Below are 18,802 nucleotides of genomic sequence, written 5' to 3'. Positions count from 1 at the left end.
GACCATGCGTGCAACGACCTTGTTCCTCGGCCTGATCGCGTCTTGCGTGGTTGCCGCCGCGCCGCCGGCGGCCGACCTGATCGTGCATGACGCGCGCATCTACACGGTCGATGCGACGCATCCGGTCGTGCAGGCGCTGGTCGTGCGCGACGGGCGCGTCGTCTTCGTCGGCAGCACGCGCGAGGCGATGACGTTCCGCGCCGCGAAGACGCAAGTGCTCGATCTCGACGGTGCCGCCGTCATTCCCGGGATGATCGATGCGCACGCGCACCTGCTTGGTCTCGGCCAGAGCCTGCAGACGATCGACTTGCGCGGGACTGCGTCCTTCGACGCGGTGATCGCCCGGGTCGTGGAACGCCGCGCTGCGACCGTGCCGGGCCGCTGGATCGTCGGCCGCGGCTGGGACCAGAACGACTGGGCCGATACCCGTTTCCCGGAACACGCGGCGTTGAGCGCAAACACCGCCGACCATCCGGTGTTGCTGGAACGCGTCGATGGCCATGCCGTGCTCGTCAACGCAGCGGCGCTGAAGGCCGCGGGCATCACCCGCGACACACCCGACCCGGCCGGTGGCCGCATCGAACACGATGCCGAGGGCGAACCCAGCGGCGTCCTGGTCGACAACGCCATCGATCTGGTGACGAAGGTGATGCCGGCAGCGACGCCGGACGAATTGCGCGATGCGGTGACCCGCGCCATCGCGGAACTGCAGCGCTGGGGCCTGACCGGCATCCATGATGCCGGTGTCACGCGCGACGTGATCGCGGTCTACGAGGCACTCGCGCGCGAAGGTCGCCATGGCCTGCGCAACTACGTGATGGTGGCCGGCAACGACGCCGACATCGATTGGGCCCTGCAACGCGGTGCGCAGAACGGTCTGTACGACGGCCGATTGTGGATTCGCTCGATCAAGCTCTCGGCCGATGGCGCGCTCGGTTCGCGCGGGGCCTGGCTGCTCGAACCCTATGCCGATGCGCCCGGCCACTCGGGTCTGGCGACCTTGCCGGCCGGGCGCGTGCGCGCGGTCGCCACCCGGGCCTTGAAGGCCGGATTCCAGGTCAATACCCACGCCATCGGCGATCGTGCCAATCGTGTCGTGCTCGACGAACTCTCCGAAGCCCTGGATGCGGTGCCGGTGGCCGACCACCGCTTCCGCATCGAGCATGCGCAGATCCTGCATCCGGACGATCTCGCGCGCTTCGCCGAACTCGGCGTGATCCCGAGCATGCAGAGCAGCCACCAGACCAGCGACATGTACTGGGCCGGCGTGCGCATCGGCCCGACGCGCGAACTCGGTGCGTATGCATGGCGCTCCCTGCTCGATACCGGCGTCATCGTCCCGAATGGCTCCGACCTGCCGGTCGAGCTGACCAATCCGCTGATCTCGTTCCACGCCGCCGTGTCGCGCCAGGATGCAAAGGACTGGCCGGCCGGCGGCTGGCATCCCGAGCAGCGCATGACCCGCGACGAGGCCCTGAAGTCGATGACGCTGTGGCCGGCCCAAGCCGCGTTCATGGAAGCCGAGGTCGGTTCGCTCGGGGTCGGCAAGCGCGCCGACTTCGTCGTGCTCGATCAGGACCTGATGCGGGTGCCGGCGGAACTGATCCTGCGCACGCGCGTGCGGCAGACCTGGCTGGGCGGCGAGCGCGTCTACGCGGCCGACTGATCAGATCGCCGTTGCGCGGTCGAGCATGCCCTGAAACAACGCGATCGCGACCAGCAGCACGGTCAACCCGTCGGCCACCAGTGCACCGACCTGTTGCACGGTCGGCAGCCAGGCGCCGTCGACCCCGTGGATCCGTTCCTGGCGACGCACGAACCAGCGCACTCCGAGCAACAGGCACTGCAAGGTCAGACCGATCCCGATCAACACCGGCGTCGGTGCGACCGGCGCATTCGGCATGCCGGGAACGACCGTGAGCAACACCGCCAGCAGGGCGATGATGACGCCGCGGAAGCTGTCACCGATCATCGTGGACGGCCCGCGGCGGCGTCAGCGATGCAGGTCGCCGGCACGTTCCGGCTGGTACACGAGTTCGGAGACGCGTACTTCGATCGGCGCGCCACCCGGACCCGGCCACTCGATCGAGTCGCCCACGGTCAGGCCAAGCATCGCGGCGCCCACCGGTGCCAGCACCGACACGTGCTCGCCATCGGCCCGGGCGTCACGTGGATACACCAGCGCACGCTGGAACGACTCGCCCGCGCCGGTGCGGAAGCGCACCACGGAATTCATCGTCACCACGTTCGCGGGCATCTGTTCCGGTGCCAGCACGTCGGCACGATCGAGCTCGGACCGCAACTGCGTTCGGGCCGCAGCGTCGAAGGGCAGGGTCGCGAGCACGGCCTCCAGACGTTCAAGATCGCGCGACGACACGGTGATGGCGGGCTTCTGGTTCATGTCCACTCCAATGAACGCGGCCCGACTGGACCGGCCGGGCGGCAAAGGCGAATCAGGGTCGGGCGGCAGACAACGCCGAGCGCAGTTCGCGCAGCTTCGCCTTGACCGCGGCCTCGTGTTTCGGACCAAGGCGTATCAGGAACTTCTGGCCGGCGGACGCGGATTCAAGGGGGGCATCGACATAGGCCCAGCTGCCCTTGTCGTTCAGTGCGACGACAATCGGCGCCGTCGGCTCCGGCGCGGCGATCAGATGATCGAGCACGGCGACGAAACGGTCGTTGAAATGGCCCTGCGGATAGCCGAGTTCGCGGTACGCCTGTTGCATCAGCGGATACAGGCGCAGGTACAGGGCGACAGCCGCCGCCGTATCGACGCCGGTCAGGACCGCGACATGGGCGTCGTAGCGTGCGCTGTTGGCCGGACCGATGACTGTCGTGCCACCGCTCTCCTGGACGAAGAACGCGCCGGTCGCGGGCTTGGCGGGCCACAGCTGCGTCGACACCTTGCGGTTCGGCAGGGCATCGACGAACGCGACGAAGCGCGCAAGCAGATGCTCGGACACCAGCCATTGCGCCAGCTGCGGATGCGCGAACAAGGCATTCAGCGCGTCGCGCACATAGGCATCGCTGTCGAACAGGTCGGGCAGCGGTTCGTTCGCGGTCGTCGCCACCGGCGGCGTGATCGCCTCGACCGGATACTGCGGCATGGCCGGATCGGCCGCGACCGGCGCCACCGGCACCGCGACCGGCGCCGGCACGGTCGGTTTGACCGCCGGGCGCTGCAGCACGTACCAGGCACCGCCGCCGATCCCGACCAGGACGGCGGCCAGTGCGAGCATGCGGGTCAGCGGATTGCGTTCGTCGTCCATGGTGCGGTCCTCGGAGGGTGCCGGCGTGGCCTCCGCAATCTGCCTCCGCACGCCTGAATACAGGCCGCACGAGGGGGTGCTGGCGTCGGCGTCGCAGCGCCGTGTAAGGTGGCGTTTTCGTCACGGGGACGCTCATGTCGCAGCACACGAACAGCTGGCGCGACCGACTGCGCTATCGCTTCGAGAACACCCTGTCGCGCGGCCCGATCGCCATCATTGCTTGGCTGGCCTTGATCTCGACCGCGGTCGTCGTGGTCACCGCGCTGGTCCTGAGCCTGCTCAAGGTCGGACAGGATCCGGCCGACCCGGCCTCGCAGTTCGGTTTCATCGAAGGCGCCTGGATCGGCCTGATGCATGCCATCGATGCCGGCAATCTGGCCGGCGACAGCGGCTGGGTCCTGCGTGCGCTGATGTTCATCGTGACCGTGGCCGGCATCTTCCTGGTGTCGATCCTGATCGGCACCATCACCTCGGGCCTGGAGGCGCGGCTCGACGAGCTGCGCAAGGGCCGCTCGCGCGTGATCGAGCAGGACCACACGCTGATCCTCGGCTGGTCCAGCAAGATCCAGTCGATCATCGGTGAGCTGATCATCGCCGCCGAAAACCAGAAGCGCCCCTGCATCGTCATCCTCGCGAACCGCGACAAGGTCGAGATGGAGGACGAGATCAAGTCCAAGTTCGCGACGACGAAGAACACCCGTGTCATTTGCCGCAGCGGCGACCCGCTGGATCTGGATGATCTCGCCGTCGTCGATCCGCACGGCGCGCGCTCGATCATCGTGCTGGCGCCCGAAGACGAGAACCCGGACATCCACGTCATCAAGTCGGTGCTGGCGATCACCAACAATCCGGCGCGCAAGTCCGGGCGATACCACATCGTCGGCGAGATCCGCGACGACAAGAACCTTGAAGCCGCCGCCCTGGTCGGTGGCGACGAGGCGATCTTCGTGCAGGGCGAGGACCTGATCGCACGCGTCACCGCGCAGACCTGCCGCCAGTCCGGACTCAGCGTCGTCTACACCGAACTGCTCGATTTCGATGGCGCCGAGATCTATTTCAAGCATGAGCCGGGCCTGGTCGGAAAGACCTACCGCGAGGCACTCGGCGGGTTCGACGAATCGGCCCTGATCGGCCTGATGCGTGCCGGTCGCGAGGTGCTGGTGAATCCGCCAATGGACACCGTGATCGGGCCCGGTGACCAGATCATCGCGATCAGCGAAGACGACGACACCATCCGCATGGACCTGGCTGCCCGTGCGCCCCAGTCCGACCTGATCCAGCAGCCGCGCGAACGCACGGCCGTGACCGAGCGCATCCTGATCCTCGGCTGGAACGACAAGGCCGTGGCGATCGTGCGCGAGCTGGATCAATACGTCGCGCCGGGTTCGGAACTGGTGGTGCTGTGCGAGCGCGACGGTGCGCGCGATGCGCTGGTCGCGTTGCAGACCTCGATGAAGCATCTGCGCGTCCGCTTTGCCGAGGGCGACATCGATGACCGCGCCACGCTCGACAAGCTTGGCGTCTGCCATTACGCGCACATCATCCTGCTCAGCTACACGCACCTGCCGATCCAGGAGGCCGATGCCAAGACCCTGATCGCGCTGCTGCACCTGCGCAACATTGCCGATGCTGCCGACGTCGACCTGTCGATCGTCAGCGAGATGATGGACCTGCGCAATCGCGCGCTGGCCCAGGTGGCGAAGGCCGACGACTTCATCGTCAGCGACAAGCTGGTCAGCCTGATGCTGGCGCAGCTCGCCGAGAACCGGGATCTCGACCGAGTGTTCCGCGCCCTGTTCAGTGCCGAGGGCTCGGAAATCTACATCCGCCCGATCGGCGACTACGTGCGTACCGGCGTCGCGATGGATTTCCACACCCTGCTCGAAGCGGCCGCGCAACGCGGCGAAACCGCGATCGGCTACCGCATCGCGGCCGATGCCCAGGACAAGGATCGCGGCTATGGCGTCAAGGTGAATCCGAAGAAGTCGCAGGCCGTCACCTTCACCGATGCGGACCGAATCATCGTGCTCGCGGAAGATTGAGGTGACGCTGTCGGATCGACTGCAGCGTGGCGGCGTCGAGATCGATTACGCCGTGCATGGACCGGATGCCGGGCCGCCGCTGTTGCTGGTCATGGGCCTCGGCATGCAGCGCACGGCCTGGCCGCAATCGCTGCTCGACGCCCTTGTGCAGCAGGGTTTCCGCTGCATCAGCTTCGACAATCGCGACATCGGCCTGAGCACGCGCTACGACGCGCAGGGCGTGCCTCCCCTGCATCGGGTGATCGCGGCGCGCCTGCTGCGCCGGGCGTATCGCACGCCGTACACGCTGCCCGACATCGCCGATGATGGTGCGGCCGTGCTCGATCATCTCGGCATCGCGCAGGCGCACGTGCTCGGCATCTCGATGGGCGGGATGATTGCGCAACACATCGCGGCGCGGCATGCCGCGCGGGTGCGGTCGCTGACCCTGATGTCGACCAGCAGCGGCCGGCTCGGCCTGCCGTTGCCCTCGGCATCGGTGCTGAAGCTGATGCTGTCGCGCCCGAGTTCGCGCATCAGCCTGGATGCCGCGATCGACTACTGGGTGCGACTGTTCGAGTTGATCGGCAGCCCTGCCTATCCGATGCCGCGGGACGAGATGGTTCGTCGTGCCGACGCCAGCCTGCGGCGCGCCCCGACCGGCACCGGTGTCGCGCGCCAGCTGGCCGCGATCCTCGGCGACGGCGATCGCACGCCGCTGTTGCGCCGTCTCGATGCGCCGACCCTGATCCTGCACGGTACCGACGATGCGATGGTGCCGCTCGCACACGGCCACGATCTCGCCCGGGTCATTCCCGGTGCGCGCCTGCATACCCTTCGGGGCTGGGGCCATGACTTGCCGGAAGCGTTGAGCGCCGAGTTCGCGGCACTGATCGCCGAACACGCGCGCGTGCGGGCGGTCTCGCTAGGCTGAGTGCGCGTCACGGCGTGTATCGCGAGGGTCCTCTACACTTCGTGCAGACAATGAGGGATTGACGCATGGGCGGTTGGATGTTGTATGGCGCGAACGGTTACACCGCGAAGCTGATTCTCGATCTCGCCTTGAAGGCCGGCCAGCGCCCGGTACTGGCGGGGCGCAACAGCGAGGCGATCAACGCGCTGGCGAAACAGCATGATCTGCCGGCCCGCATTTTCGACCTCGATCATCCGGACACGCTGGCATCGGCGCTGAGTGGCATCGATGCGGTGCTGCATTGCGCCGGACCGTTTTCGGCGACGGCGGCGCCGATGCTCGAAGGCTGTCTGCAGGTCGGTGCGCATTATTTCGACATCACCGGCGAGATTTCGGTGTTCAAGCACTGTCACGAGCAGAATGAGCGTGCGCGTGAACGCGGCATCGTGGTGATGCCGGGCACCGGCTTCGATGTCGTGCCAACCGATTCGCTGGCCGCGATCCTGAAACGCGATCTGCCCGAAGCGCACGAGCTGGTGCTCGCCTTCGACGCGGGTGGCGGGCCCAGCCAGGGCACCGCCAAGACTGCGGTTGAAGGACTCGCGAATGGCGGCATGGTGCGCCGCAATGGCGAGCTGGTGCGTGTGCCGCTGGCCTACAAGACGCGCGAGTTCGAGTTCAACGGCGAGCGCCGCTTCGCGATGACGATTCCGTGGGGCGATGTCTACACCGCCTTCGTGTCCACCGGCATCCCGAACATCGAGGTGTACATGGGCGTGCCACCGAAAACGGCCGAGCGCGTGCGCCGCCTGAACTGGGTGCGGCCCCTGCTCGGGCTGGGCGTCGTGCAGCGCTGGTTGAAGTCGCAAGTCGAGAAGCGTGGGCCGGGACCGAGCGATGACCGGCGAGGCCAGACCGGCGCCACGGTCTGGGGCGAAGTGCGCAGTGCCGGGGGGCGCGAGATCCGCAAGGTACTGACCACACCGAACGGCTACGACCTGACCGCACACTCGGCGTTCGCGATCCTCAATCACATCCTTGCGGTCAAACCGGCCGGCGGCTTCTACACCGCCTCGCAACTGATGGGCGCTGATTTCGTGCTCGGCCTGCCCGGCGTGCAGTTGCATGGATGAGACATTCACGCGGCGCCGCTAGACTGCGCGGCCATTGAACATCGGACGGCGGACATGAGCGACAACGACGCGAAAACGGACACCAAGCAACTGGGCGTACTGGCGACACTGATTTTCTCGTCGCGCTGGCTGCAGCTGCCGCTGTATCTCGGCCTGATCATTGCGCAGGCGGTCTACGTGTTCCTGTTCATCAAGGAACTCGTGCTACTGACCATGCACGCGACGACTTACGGCGAACAGCAGATCATGCTTGCGGTCCTCGGCCTGATTGACGTCGTGATGATCTCTAACCTGCTGGTCATGGTCATCGTCGGCGGCTACGAGACCTTTGTCTCGCGCCTGCACCTGCAGGGCCACCCGGACCAGCCGGAATGGCTGTCGCACGTGAACGCCGGCGTACTCAAGGTCAAGCTTGCGACCGCGATCATCGGCATCAGCTCGATCCACCTGCTGAAGACCTTCATCGAAGCCGGTCAGATCGGATTGCCGGGCGCGAAGGTGACCTGGGACGGCGTGTTGTGGCAGACCATCATCCACATGGCCTTCATCCTCTCGGCCATCGGCATCGCCTGGGTCGACAAGATGATGAACTCGATTCCGGCAGGCAAGTCCAAACACTGATCGGGTGAGAGTGGGCTCCGCCCCGCGATCTAGTGCTCGATCCCCAGCGCCCGGTACAGCGCGTCGCGATAGGTGCGCGACAGACCGAGTTCGGTGCTGTCCTTCAGCACCACGGTGTGGTCGCCGTTGTACAGCGGCAGCAGTTTCGCGACCCGGCTCAGGTTGACGATGCGCGAGCGGTGGATGCGCGCGAAGCGTTTAGGGTCGAGGCGCGTTTCCATTTTCGTCAGGGTTTCGCGCAGGATCAGGGTCTCGTTGCCGGTGCGAATGCACAGGTAGTTGCCGGCCGACTCGATCCAGTCGATGTCATCCAGCGCGAGCAGGCGAATGCCGTGGTCGACCGGCAGCGACAACCGATCCGGATAATGCGATTCGCCGCCGAGCTGCTGCAGCTGCGCGACCAGTTGCGGCGACCATTGGGCACGCCGAGCCCGCACGCGCTCGACCGACTCCTTCAGGCGTTCCGATTCCACCGGCTTGAGCAGGTAGTCGATGGCATCGGCTGCAAACGCGCGCACCGCATGCTGGTCATAGGCCGTCACGAACACGATGGCCGGACGCAGGTTCTCGGGCAGGCTCGCGATCAGCGCGAAACCATCGCGTTCCGGCATCTCGATGTCGAGGAAGACCAGGTCCGGCGCATGCTCGTGCACCCGTTCCAGCGCATCCGTGACATTGTCCGCTTCACCGACGATCTCGATGCCCTCGATGGCGCCGAGCAGCCGCCGCAGGCGGTCGCGCGCCAGTTGCACATCGTCGACAATCAGGCAGCGCAGCGGTGCGTTCATGCGATCTCCACGGGTGGGGGCGGCAACAACAGGCGCACTTCGAAACCGCCTTGGGTGCGGCCCGCCGCCTGCATGCGCGCGGCACCACGATAGAGCACGTCGAGGCGACGGCGCAGGTTGCCGAGGCCGATGCCCTCACGCAACGGGGCGCGCCCGCCGACGCCGTCATCGGACACGATGATTTCAATCGTGCCGGCATCGCGTCGTGCCTGCACGCACACGCGACCTCCTTCGCGCTTCGGTGCGAGACCGTGGCGGATGGCGTTCTCGACCAGGGGCTGCAGCAACAGGCTGGGCACGGCGGCGCCGCGCAGGTCGGCGGCGACATCGATGTCGACCTGCAAGCGTCCGCGCATCAGCGCGCGATGGATGTCGAGATAGGCTTCGAGGAAATCGAGTTCCTCGGCCAGGGTCGCGAAATGCTGGTCGCTGCCCGACAGCGAGCGCCGCAGCAGTTCCGACAGGCGCAGGATCAGTCGCTCGGTCAGCGCCGCGTCCTGGTGGGCGAGCTCGGCCAGCGCGTTCAGGGCGTTGAACAGGAAATGCGGATCGAGCTGGGCACGCAACGCCGTCAGCTGCGCTTCGATGCGCGACCGTTCGACCTCGAGATAACGCAACCACCACGCGTAGCCATGGCAGGCGATGGCGGTGAGGGCGTACAGCATGATGTTGGTGGCGGTGACGCCGGACAATTGCAGCACGACGAGCTTGTCCGGCGCTTCGCTGCGTCCGATCAATTTCAGCCACAGCACCATCAGCACCAGATGCACGCCCGCGAGCAGCAAGGCGGCCAGCGCGTGCACGCCGAAGCTGCGCGCCGTGTGCTGCTCGCGAATCGGCCAGCGTTGCGTGATGCGCCAGACCACCGGCGTGAACGCTGCCCAGATGATCCAGATGCCGAAGTTCGACAGGATGATCACCGGGTCTGGATCGCTGGCGCCACGCACCGCGGCCATGATCAATTGCTGTGGTACGTAGAGCAGGCCGAGACTGAACCAGAACAGTGCGACCCAGGTCATGGGTCGATTGCGCAAGGCGCGCCATCCGGAGCGAGGGCTGGGAGTCGTCATGGCGGCATTGTGCCGTGCCGGCGCGATGTGCAGCGACGCGGCGGGATCATCGGTGCGGACGAAGGGATGGAACCGCGCCCTGGCCGGTACAATCCGCGGATGGACGTTTCCCATTTGCTCGACGCGCTGAATCCCGCGCAGCGTGAAGCCGTGTGCGCGCCGCGCGGCCATTATCTGGTCCTTGCCGGCGCCGGCAGCGGCAAGACCCGCGTGCTCACCCATCGCATGGCCTGGCTGACCGAAGTCGAGCGGGCATCGCCCTGGTCGGTGCTGGCGGTCACCTTCACCAACAAGGCTGCCGGCGAGATGCGCGGCCGCGCCGAGCTGCTGATGCCGCAAGGCACGCGCGGACTCTGGGTCGGCACCTTCCACGGCATCGCGCACCGCCTGCTGCGCCAGCATTGGCGCGAAGCGGCGTTGCCGGAGACCTTCCAGATCCTCGACGCCGACGATCAGGTGCGGCTGGTCCGGCGCGTGATCGCCGATCTCGGTCTGGAGGAGTCGCGCTGGCCGGCGCGGCAGTCGGCATGGTTCATCAACACCATGAAGGACGAGGGCAAGCGCCCGGGCGCGATCGCGACCGACTACAACCCGGCGACGCGCACCCTGATCGACATCTACGTCGCCTACGAGGAGCGCTGCCAGCGTGCCGGACTGGTCGACTTCGGCGAGCTGCTGCTGCGCACGCACGAGACCTTGCTGCGCGACGGCGAATTGCTGAGCCATTACCGCAGCCGCTTCGAACACCTGCTGATCGACGAATTCCAGGACACCAACACGCTGCAGTACGCCTTCGTGCGCCTGCTCGCCGGCGAGCGCGCCAGCGTCTTCGTGGTCGGCGACGATGACCAGGCGATCTACGGCTGGCGCGGCGCCAAGGTCGAGAACGTGCAGCAGTTCCTGCGCGATTTCCCGAACGCGGTGACGATCAAGCTGGAGCAGAACTACCGCTCGACCGCGAACATCCTGAATGCCGCGAACGCGGTGATCGCGCGCAATGGCGGCCGGCTCGGCAAGGAACTCTGGACCAGCGCCGGTGCCGGCGAACCGATCGACCTGTATGCCGCCTACAACGAGCAGGACGAGGCCCGCTTCGTGATCGAACGCATCCAGCGCTGGATCCGCGAGGGCGGCTCGGCGCGCGATGCCGCCATCCTGTATCGCTCGAACGCGCAATCACGCCTGTTCGAAGAGGCCTTGATGGTGCAGGGCATGAAGTATCGCGTCTACGGCGGCCTGCGCTTCTTCGAGCGCGCCGAAGTGAAGGACGCGCTCGCGTATCTGCGACTGGCTCTGTCGCGCGACGACGATGCCGCCTTTGAGCGCGCCGTGAACACGCCGCCGCGCGGCATCGGCGATCGCACCCTCGATGCCTTGCGCCTGCGTGCCCGCGATGCCCGTTCGTCGTTGTGGTCGGCGGTCGAGGCGGAACTGGCCGGCGGCACCCTCGCGGCACGGGCGAAATCGGCTTTGCGCGGCTTCGTCGAGTTGATCGGCAAACTGGCGGCGGACAGCAGCGATGCGTCGCTGGCCGAGCGCATGACCTTCGCGATCGAGGCCGCGCAACTGAAGCCGTACTACGAAGCCGAGGGCAAGGGCCAGGCCGAATCGCGGATCGACAACCTCGACGAGTTGATCAATGTCGCCGCACGTTTCGAACGCAGTGTCGAAGATGCCGAGGCCGGGCTCAGCGAGGTGGCGTCCTTCCTCGCACACGCAACCCTCGAAGCCGGCGAGGCCTCGGGTGAAGCCTGGGAAGACTGCGTGCAGCTGATGACGCTGCATTCGGCCAAGGGCCTCGAATTCCCGCTGGTGTTCCTGGTCGGTCTCGAAGATGGCCTGTTTCCGAGCCAGAAGTCGCTGGAACAGGAAGACCGGCTCGAAGAAGAGCGGCGTCTCGCCTATGTCGGCATCACCCGCGCGCGCCAGAAGCTGGTGCTGTGTTACGCCGAGTCGCGGCGCTGGCATGGCCAGGAGACCTACAACCGGCCATCGCGTTTCCTCGGCGAGATTCCGAAGACCTTGCTCGCGGAAGTACGACCGAAAGTGCAGGTCAGTCGCCCGATGGGGGGCTTCGGTCGCAGCGCCGAGGCCTTCCTGTCCGAGCGCGGCTTGTTGCGCGGCGGTGTCGTCGAACTGCCGCCGATCAAGCTCGGCGCGCGCGTGTCGCATGCCAGTTTCGGCGAGGGCGTGGTGACGAATTTCGAAGGCGCCGGTGCCTCGGCGCGGGTGCAAGTGAACTTCAGCGATGGCGGTGCCAAATGGCTGGTGCTGGCGTTCGCCAACCTGAGCATGCTGTGATCCGGAAAACAGGGTGATGACGATGAGCGGACAACAGTGGTTCTATGCCGATGCCAGTCGGCAACAGCAAGGCCCCGTCGACAGCGACGCGCTGGCACAGCTTTGGCGCGACGGGCGCGTCGATGCGCGCACCCTGCTGTGGCGAGAGGGCCAGGCCGGATGGCTGCCGCTGGCCGGATTCAGTGCTGAATTTCCGTGGTTGGCCGAGGTGCAGGTCGCACCACCCCCTTTGCCGAACGCCGCGACCGCGACCGCGGCCAAGCCCGCACGCAGCGGCATGGGCGCCGGAGCGGGATGTGCGATTGCCGTCGCGGTCGGCTTCGTCGGCGTGATGGTGATCGGCATCCTGGCCGCGATCGCGATTCCCGCCTACCACGACTACACCCAGCGCGCCCTGGTGATGCAGCACATCGCGGCCGCAACACCGATCAAGCTGCGGATCAGCGAAGCCTTTGCGCGCCAAGGCGAGTGCCCGTCGGATCTCGCGCTCGAATCGAAGGACGTGCCGGCCGGCTTCAGCGAAGTCTGGACCGGCCGCTTCGAGGACGGTACCTGCGGCGCGCAGTTCACCTTCGACGAGGTCGCGCGCCTGCCGGGCATCAAGGGCAAGAAAATGTGGTTCTGGCTGGACGAGACCGGCACGCAGTGGAAGTGCTCGTCCGATCTCGACAACAAGATCCTTCCCGCAAGCTGCCGAGGCTAGACCGGAATGCACGAGGGCCGCTCGCGCGGCCCTCGTGGTTCAACGCAACGACGGCAGTCGACTCAGCCGTTGTCGCCCTTCGGACGAAACGCATTCAGCGCGCCGAGATACCGGCCAAGACGGTCCTCGATGGCTTCACGGGCCTTGTCCGGGGCGCTGAGATTGGTGAAGTCGACTTTCTGGGTCACGCCCGGACCGAGCGGCTGGCCTTCGAACACGTCCCAGGTCTTGATCGTCAGATTCGCGGAATACAACGTGTCGGTCTGGCCATAGAACGTGATTGGCGTCGATCCGAGCGGCTGGGCACGGATCACGGTCACCGCACGCACATTGTTGGCGCGTGCCAGGGCGGCGAACAGGCGCGGCATGTCCGGTGCGCCGGCGTTGATCAGCGCAGCGATGCCGGGTGTCGATTCCTCGTCGGCGAGCAGGAAACCCGAAGACTCCAGCGCTTCCTCGATCACCGATTCTGCGGCCTGTGCGATCGCCGGATCGCCAACGCTGATGACCATGACGCGCGGCGGGCCGCTCGGGCGGCGCGGACGTTCCGGCGGTGGTGGCAAGTTGCGCGCGATCGCCGGGCGATCCGTCGCGGCCTTGTCGCCGCGGAAGGCCGCCGGGCCGGTGCCGACGGGCGGTGCCGCGCGATCGTTTTCGATGTCCTTGCGGCGTTGTGCAAGTTCATCGAGCACGGCCAGTCCCGGTGCCGGCTCGGCGCTCGAATCATCATCGCTGTCCGCGGAGGCGAGGCCGGTCTGGGTCGGAACATCGTCGGCAGCGGGATCGGATGCAGGCAGCGTCGCGTCGCTGGCCGGAATTGCGGCATCGGCCGGCGGTGTCGTCGGCGCGATGGGGGCGGCGACCGCGGCCGGCACATCCTGCGGGGCATCGTTGACTGCGACCACGTTGGGGGTCACGCCGAACAGGCCGCCGATGCGATCCTTGAACGCATAACCGGCGGCACCGAGCGCGCCCAGCGTCACCACGGCGGCAATCGGCCAGACCAGGTTCGATGCACCGGAACGCTTCTGCTGGCTCTCCATGACCGAAGGGCGTGCCGCCGCAGCAGCCGGTGCCGGCGGCGGTGCCACCACCTGGGGGTTCGTCAGTGGCGTCGGCGCGCCAGAACGCACCTGCGGCAAGGGGGTCGCGGGTGTTGCCTTGAGTGCGGCTTCGCGCTGCGTTGCGGCCGCGATGGCTTCCGCCGGCGTGGCCATGCCGATCACCGTCGACGCGGCGGCGGGCAATTTCGCCTGCACCGAGATCGGGCCGCCGGCCATCACCGCCGGATGCTTCTGCAGGTCCGCGACCAGCTCATGGCAGCTGGCATAGCGATCGGCCGGGTCCTTGGCGACCATCTTCGTCAGGATCCGCGCGAGCTCCGGGTCGACGTCGGCATTGAGCTGGCGCACATCCGGCACTTCGGCCTTGACCACTTCGAGCAGCAGGCCGAGCGGCGATTCGTCGGTGAAGGGCATGCGCCCGGTCAGCATCTCGAACATCACGATGCCGAGCGAGAACACGTCCGAGCGCAGGTCGACCGGCTTGCCGAGGCAGACTTCCGGCGACAGGTAGCCCGGCGTGCCGACGAACTCGCCGGTGCCGGTCAGCTTCTTCGAGAAATCGTGCTGGGCCAGCGCGATGCCGAAGTCGGCGATCTTCATCGTGCCGCGGGTGGTCAGCATCAGGTTCGCGGGCTTGATGTCGCGATGCACGACGCCTTTGTCATGCGCGATCGACAAGCCGAGCGCGGTCTGGTGGATCACCTTCGCGGCCTGGCCAGGCTTCATCTTGCCTTCGCGCTTCAGGTACGATGACAGCGACTCGCCCTCGACGAACTCCATCGCGAAGAACGGCTGGCCGTCTTCCTCGCCGATGAAATAGATCTGGATGATGTGCGCATCGTTGAGCTGCGCCATCGAGCGCGCCTCGCGCAGGAAGCGTTCCTTCACCGATTCGTCGTGCGACAGCGACTCCGACAACGTCTTGATCGCGACATAGCGGTTCAGTGCCGGCTCGTAGCCCTTGTACACGACACCCATGCCGCCGCGACCGAGTTCGCAGACGACATCGTAATGACCAACCTTGCTTCTCATGGCTCATCTCCCCAATGGGTCGTTCGGGAAAACGCGCAGTGGCGGCGTTTCCTGTCACCAAACGTGAATCGAGAATAACACCGCATTCTGAACGGCTCCCGAGCCAGAGGGGCGAGGCGGGCGCTGCCGACCAGCGGTCGGACCAATGGCGTTGCCGGCTAGACTCGCCGCTTCGACGGAGAATGGACGATGAAACGACGCCAACTGATCGCCGCCGGCAGCGTGGCGGCACTCGCCGCCTGCGCACCCAAACCGCAGGGCGCCACCCACAACAGCCAGCAACGCTTCCAATGGAAGATGGTGACGTCATGGCCGCCGAACTTCCCGGGACTCGGCACCAGCGTGGTGCGCCTCGCGGAGATGCTCGACCGGGCCAGCGGCGGACGCCTGACCGTGAAGATCTATGCCGGCAACGAGCTGGTGCCGCCGTTCGAGGTATTCGATGCGGTGTCGCGTGGCACCGCCGAGATGGGCCATAGCGGTGCCTATTACTGGAAAGGCAAGTCTGAGGCAGCACCCTTTTTCTGCGCTGTGCCGTTCGGCTTGAACGCGCAGGAAATGAACGGCTGGCTTTATCACGGTGGCGGTCTGGAGCTGTGGCGCGAGCTCTACGCGAAGTTCGACCTGGTGCCGTTTCCCTGCGGCAACACCGGCGTGCAGATGGCCGGATGGTTCAACCGCGAGATCACCTCGGTCGACGACCTCAAGGGATTGAAGATGCGCATTCCCGGTCTCGGCGGCGAGGTGATGGCGCGGCTGGGCGTGGTGCCGGTGAACATTCCCGGCGGCGAAATCTTCACCTCGCTGCAGCAAGGCGCGATCGACGCGGCGGAATGGGTCGGTCCCTACAACGACCTTGCGTTCGGCCTCTATCGCGCCGCGAAGTATTGCTACTACCCGGGCTGGCAGGAGCCGGGCCCGACGCTCGAATGCATGGTCAACAAGACGGCCTACGAGTCATTGCCGGATGATCTGAAAGCGATCCTCGACGCGTGCTGTCGTGCCATCAATGACGACATGCTCGCCGAGTACACCGCACGCAACCAGGATGCGTTCAAGCAGCTCGTCGAGATCCACAAGGTCGAGTTTCGGCGATTGCCCGACAGCGTGCTGGCGGCATTGCGCGAACAGGCCGACGCGGTGCTCGCCGAGCTGGCCGCGAAGGACGCCTTCGCGAAACGCGTGCACGACAGCTTCGTCGCTTACCGCGAGCAGGTCCGGGCCTGGTCGGCGGTCTCGGAAGTGCCGTATTTCCAGTCGCGAGCCTGAAGTCCGCAGTTTTGTCAATGTGAACTACGTCGCAAATTCGGCGAACTACGCGATTTGTTGCAAAGCAGCGTGACCTTCGATTCATCCTGCGTATAGTCGCCCGGCCTTCCCGGTTCCGGGACAGGCGGGGCGATGGTCAGGGGGTTTTCCATCGCGCGCTTTCAGCACTCGACTGCCACCGGCGCAGAGCCGGCACAGTGAAGTGCGGTCTGCGTCGCGGCGATTCCTCTGAAGACATCGGGGAGATCTTCAAAATAATGAAATCCATTCCTTAAAGGGGAATCGTACAGTGGGCAATTTCACGCATAAGCCTGTGGTTCGTGGTTTCACCTCTTTCTCGGCGCTTGCGCTGGCCATCGCGGCCGGCTCGGCGATGTCCGCCGAGCGCCCTGACCTGCACCAGCAAGACGTCAAGGCGATCAACCTGCAGTACGCGAAGGTCGCTGCGGACATCGGCTTCATTGCCGAAGCGCCGGAACGTCACGCGGAAATGCTGGGTCTGGATGCATCGTCGAAACTGAGGTTGCTTGAAGAGTCCGTCGATGCCGACGGTACCAAGCACTACCGCTACCAACAGCTTCATCGTGGAATCCCGGTGTTCGGCGAACACGTCGTCGTCAGCGAAGACAAGGCCGGCATCAAGAACCTGTTCGGCCGCATGGTCGTCGGCCTCGATCAAGAACTCGCGCTCGGCGCGAAGTCGCGCTTCGACGAAGCCAGCGCCCTTGAACTCGGCAAGCGTGCCTCGCTCGGCAAGCGTCTCGGCGGTGCGATCATCGAGCGTCAGAATTCGCAGAAGGTCGTGTTCGTCGACGACGCCGGTGCCGCGCACATGGCGTTCCTGGTCGAAGTCCTGGCCGACAAGGCCGGCGGCGGCGCACCGACCCGCATGTTCACCATCCTCGATGCGAACAGCGGCAAGACCCTGCAGATGTGGGATGGCCTGGCACATGCGCTCGTGGGCACGGGCCCCGGCGGCAATGCCAAGACCGGCCAGTACGAATACGGCACCACCTACGGCTTCAATGACGTGACCCAGAGCGGCACGTCCTGCACGATGAACAACACCAACGTCAAGACGATCAACCTCAACGGCGGCACGACCGGCACGACGGCATTTGCCTACACCTGCCCGCGCAACACCGTGAAGGCCATCAACGGCGCGTACTCGCCGCTGAACGACGCCCATTATTTCGGCGGCGTCATCTACAACATGTACCAGTCGTATCTCGGCCGTGCGCCGTTGACCTTCCAGTTGCAGATGAAGGTGCACTACAGCAGCAACTACGAGAACGCGTTCTGGAACGGCACCGCGATGACCTTCGGCGATGGCGCCAGCACCTTCTATCCGCTGGTGTCGCTGGACGTCTCCTCGCATGAGGTCTCGCATGGCTTCACCGAGCAGAACTCGAACCTGACCTATTCGGGTCAGTCGGGTGGCATGAACGAAGCCTATTCGGACATGGCCGGTGAGGCCGCCGAATTCTTCATGAAGGGCACCAACGACTGGCAGGTCGGCAAGGACATCTTCAAGGCCACCGGCGCGCTGCGTTACATGAACAACCCGCCGCAGGATGGTCGTTCGATCGACAATGCCGCGAACTTCACCAGTTCGATGGACGTGCATTACTCGTCCGGCGTGTACAACAAGGCGTTCTACCTGCTCGCGACCAAGACCGGCTGGACCACGAAGAAGGCCTTCCAGGTCTTCGCACGTGCCAACGACCTGTACTGGACGGCCAGCAGCACCTTCAACCAGGGCGCCTGCGGTGCCGAAACGGCCGCGACCGATCTCGGCTTCGTCAAGGCTGACGTGACCGCTGCGTTCACCTCGGTGGGCGTGTCCTGCGCCACGACGCCGCCGCCGTCCGGTGGTGGCACGCTGACCAATGGCGTGGCCCTGACCGGCCAGGCCGGTGCTGCTGGATCCTCGACGAACTACACGATGGTGGTTCCGGCCGGCGCAACGGGTCTGAAGTTCGTGACCGCGGGCGGTACCGGTGATGCCGATCTGTACGTCAAGTTCGGCAGCGCGCCGACCACGACGAGCTACACCTGCAAGTCGGAAGGCGGCACCAATGCCGAGACCTGCAGCATCGCCACGGCGCAGGCCGGCACCTACTACGTGCTGGTCAAGGGCTACACGGCGTTCTCGGGCATGTCGATCACCGGCAGCTACACCGCCGGCGGTGGTGGCGGCTCGACGCAGACCTACAGCAACACTGCGGACTACACGATCAACGACAATGCCACGGTCGATTCGCCGATCACGGTCAGCGGTCGTAGCGGCAATGCGCCGAGTACGGCCTCGGTGTCGGTGAACATCGTCCACACCTACCAGGGCGACCTGAAGGTGGACCTCGTGGCACCGGACGGTTCGCTGTACAACATCCACAACCGCACCGGCTCGGGCACCGACAACATCATCAAGACGGTGACGCTGAACCTGTCGTCGGAACTGTTGAACGGTACCTGGAAGCTGCGCGTGCAGGATGCCGCGTCGGGTGACGTGGGCTACATCAACAGCTGGTCGATCACGATGTAAGCGACCGGCGATGAGCTGAGTCCGATACTCGAGAGAACCCCGGCTTCGGCCGGGGTTTTTTTTGGCAGTCTCC

Annotated in this window: 15 protein-coding genes; 9 read left to right on the top strand and 6 right to left on the bottom strand. The window is 65.9% G+C overall.

Annotated features, from left to right (window positions below; all coding sequences use genetic code 11):
• The first annotated feature begins 4 nt into the window (after positions 1 to 4).
• Complete coding sequence (locus IPP28_01680) at positions 5 to 1,666, top strand: amidohydrolase (GenBank protein ID MBL0039764.1); 1,662 nt, start codon at positions 5 to 7, stop codon at positions 1,664 to 1,666.
• Here the strand turns inward: IPP28_01680 and IPP28_01675 are convergent, their stop codons facing one another.
• Genes IPP28_01675 through IPP28_01665 form a run of 3 tightly spaced genes read right to left on the bottom strand, consistent with a single transcriptional unit; the run spans position 1,667 to position 3,269 of the window.
• On the bottom strand, positions 1,667 to 1,972 hold the full coding sequence (locus IPP28_01675) for a hypothetical protein (protein ID MBL0039763.1): 306 nt from the start codon (positions 1,970 to 1,972) through the stop codon (positions 1,667 to 1,669).
• A gap of 21 nt (positions 1,973 to 1,993) precedes the next feature.
• Entirely contained in the window at positions 1,994 to 2,401 is a 408-nt protein-coding gene (rnk, locus tag IPP28_01670; protein MBL0039762.1) for a nucleoside diphosphate kinase regulator, read from the bottom strand.
• Positions 2,402 to 2,453: 52 nt separating this feature from the next.
• Positions 2,454 to 3,269, bottom strand: a complete 816-nt coding sequence (locus IPP28_01665) for a DUF3014 domain-containing protein (protein MBL0039761.1) — start codon at positions 3,267 to 3,269, stop codon at positions 2,454 to 2,456.
• Positions 3,270 to 3,403: 134 nt separating this feature from the next.
• On the opposite strand from IPP28_01665, the gene IPP28_01660 reads away from it, so the two are divergent.
• From IPP28_01660 to IPP28_01645, 4 genes are all read left to right on the top strand, one after another.
• Entirely contained in the window at positions 3,404 to 5,311 is a 1,908-nt protein-coding gene (locus IPP28_01660) for a potassium transporter TrkA (protein MBL0039760.1), read from the top strand.
• Positions 5,277 to 6,224 (top strand): alpha/beta fold hydrolase, encoded by a 948-nt coding sequence (locus IPP28_01655; GenBank protein ID MBL0039759.1) that lies wholly within the window; start codon positions 5,277 to 5,279, stop codon positions 6,222 to 6,224. Before IPP28_01660 ends, IPP28_01655 begins: the two co-directional genes overlap by 35 nt.
• A gap of 65 nt (positions 6,225 to 6,289) precedes the next feature.
• Complete coding sequence (locus IPP28_01650) at positions 6,290 to 7,336, top strand: saccharopine dehydrogenase NADP-binding domain-containing protein (GenBank protein MBL0039758.1); 1,047 nt, start codon at positions 6,290 to 6,292, stop codon at positions 7,334 to 7,336.
• A 54-nt stretch (positions 7,337 to 7,390) separates the two neighbouring features.
• Positions 7,391 to 7,957, top strand: coding sequence for a TIGR00645 family protein (locus tag IPP28_01645; GenBank protein ID MBL0039757.1), 567 nt, complete (start codon positions 7,391 to 7,393; stop codon positions 7,955 to 7,957).
• Between the two features lie 29 nt (positions 7,958 to 7,986).
• Here the strand turns inward: IPP28_01645 and IPP28_01640 are convergent, their stop codons facing one another.
• Both IPP28_01640 and IPP28_01635 read right to left on the bottom strand, forming a co-directional pair.
• Positions 7,987 to 8,745, bottom strand: a complete 759-nt coding sequence (locus IPP28_01640; GenBank protein ID MBL0039756.1) for a response regulator transcription factor — start codon at positions 8,743 to 8,745, stop codon at positions 7,987 to 7,989.
• Positions 8,742 to 9,764 carry a histidine kinase gene (locus IPP28_01635; GenBank protein ID MBL0039755.1) on the bottom strand — a complete coding sequence of 341 codons (1,023 nt, stop codon included), beginning with the start codon at positions 9,762 to 9,764 and terminating at the stop codon, positions 8,742 to 8,744. The genes IPP28_01640 and IPP28_01635 overlap by 4 nt, the downstream gene beginning before the upstream one ends.
• Before the next feature lie 150 nt (positions 9,765 to 9,914).
• Between IPP28_01635 and uvrD the strand changes: the two genes are divergently transcribed.
• Positions 9,915 to 12,116, top strand: a complete 2,202-nt coding sequence (uvrD, locus tag IPP28_01630) for a DNA helicase II (GenBank protein MBL0039754.1) — start codon at positions 9,915 to 9,917, stop codon at positions 12,114 to 12,116.
• Positions 12,117 to 12,138: 22 nt separating this feature from the next.
• Positions 12,139 to 12,819 (top strand): DUF4339 domain-containing protein, encoded by a 681-nt coding sequence (locus IPP28_01625; protein ID MBL0039753.1) that lies wholly within the window; start codon positions 12,139 to 12,141, stop codon positions 12,817 to 12,819.
• A gap of 62 nt (positions 12,820 to 12,881) precedes the next feature.
• Here the strand turns inward: IPP28_01625 and IPP28_01620 are convergent, their stop codons facing one another.
• Positions 12,882 to 14,915, bottom strand: a complete 2,034-nt coding sequence (locus IPP28_01620; protein ID MBL0039752.1) for a serine/threonine protein kinase — start codon at positions 14,913 to 14,915, stop codon at positions 12,882 to 12,884.
• A gap of 189 nt (positions 14,916 to 15,104) precedes the next feature.
• Between IPP28_01620 and dctP the strand changes: the two genes are divergently transcribed.
• Positions 15,105 to 16,184, top strand: a complete 1,080-nt coding sequence (gene dctP / locus IPP28_01615) for a TRAP transporter substrate-binding protein DctP (GenBank protein MBL0039751.1) — start codon at positions 15,105 to 15,107, stop codon at positions 16,182 to 16,184.
• 313 nt (positions 16,185 to 16,497) lie between these two features.
• Positions 16,498 to 18,729: a M4 family metallopeptidase gene (locus IPP28_01610; protein ID MBL0039750.1), complete on the top strand. Its 2,232-nt coding sequence runs from the start codon at positions 16,498 to 16,500 to the stop codon at positions 18,727 to 18,729.
• Positions 18,730 to 18,802: the final 73 nt, after the last annotated feature.

Source organism: Lysobacterales bacterium (assembly GCA_016721845.1).
GTDB lineage: Bacteria > Pseudomonadota > Gammaproteobacteria > Xanthomonadales > Ahniellaceae > JADKHK01.
This window is presented reverse-complemented; position numbering and strand designations above follow the sequence as displayed.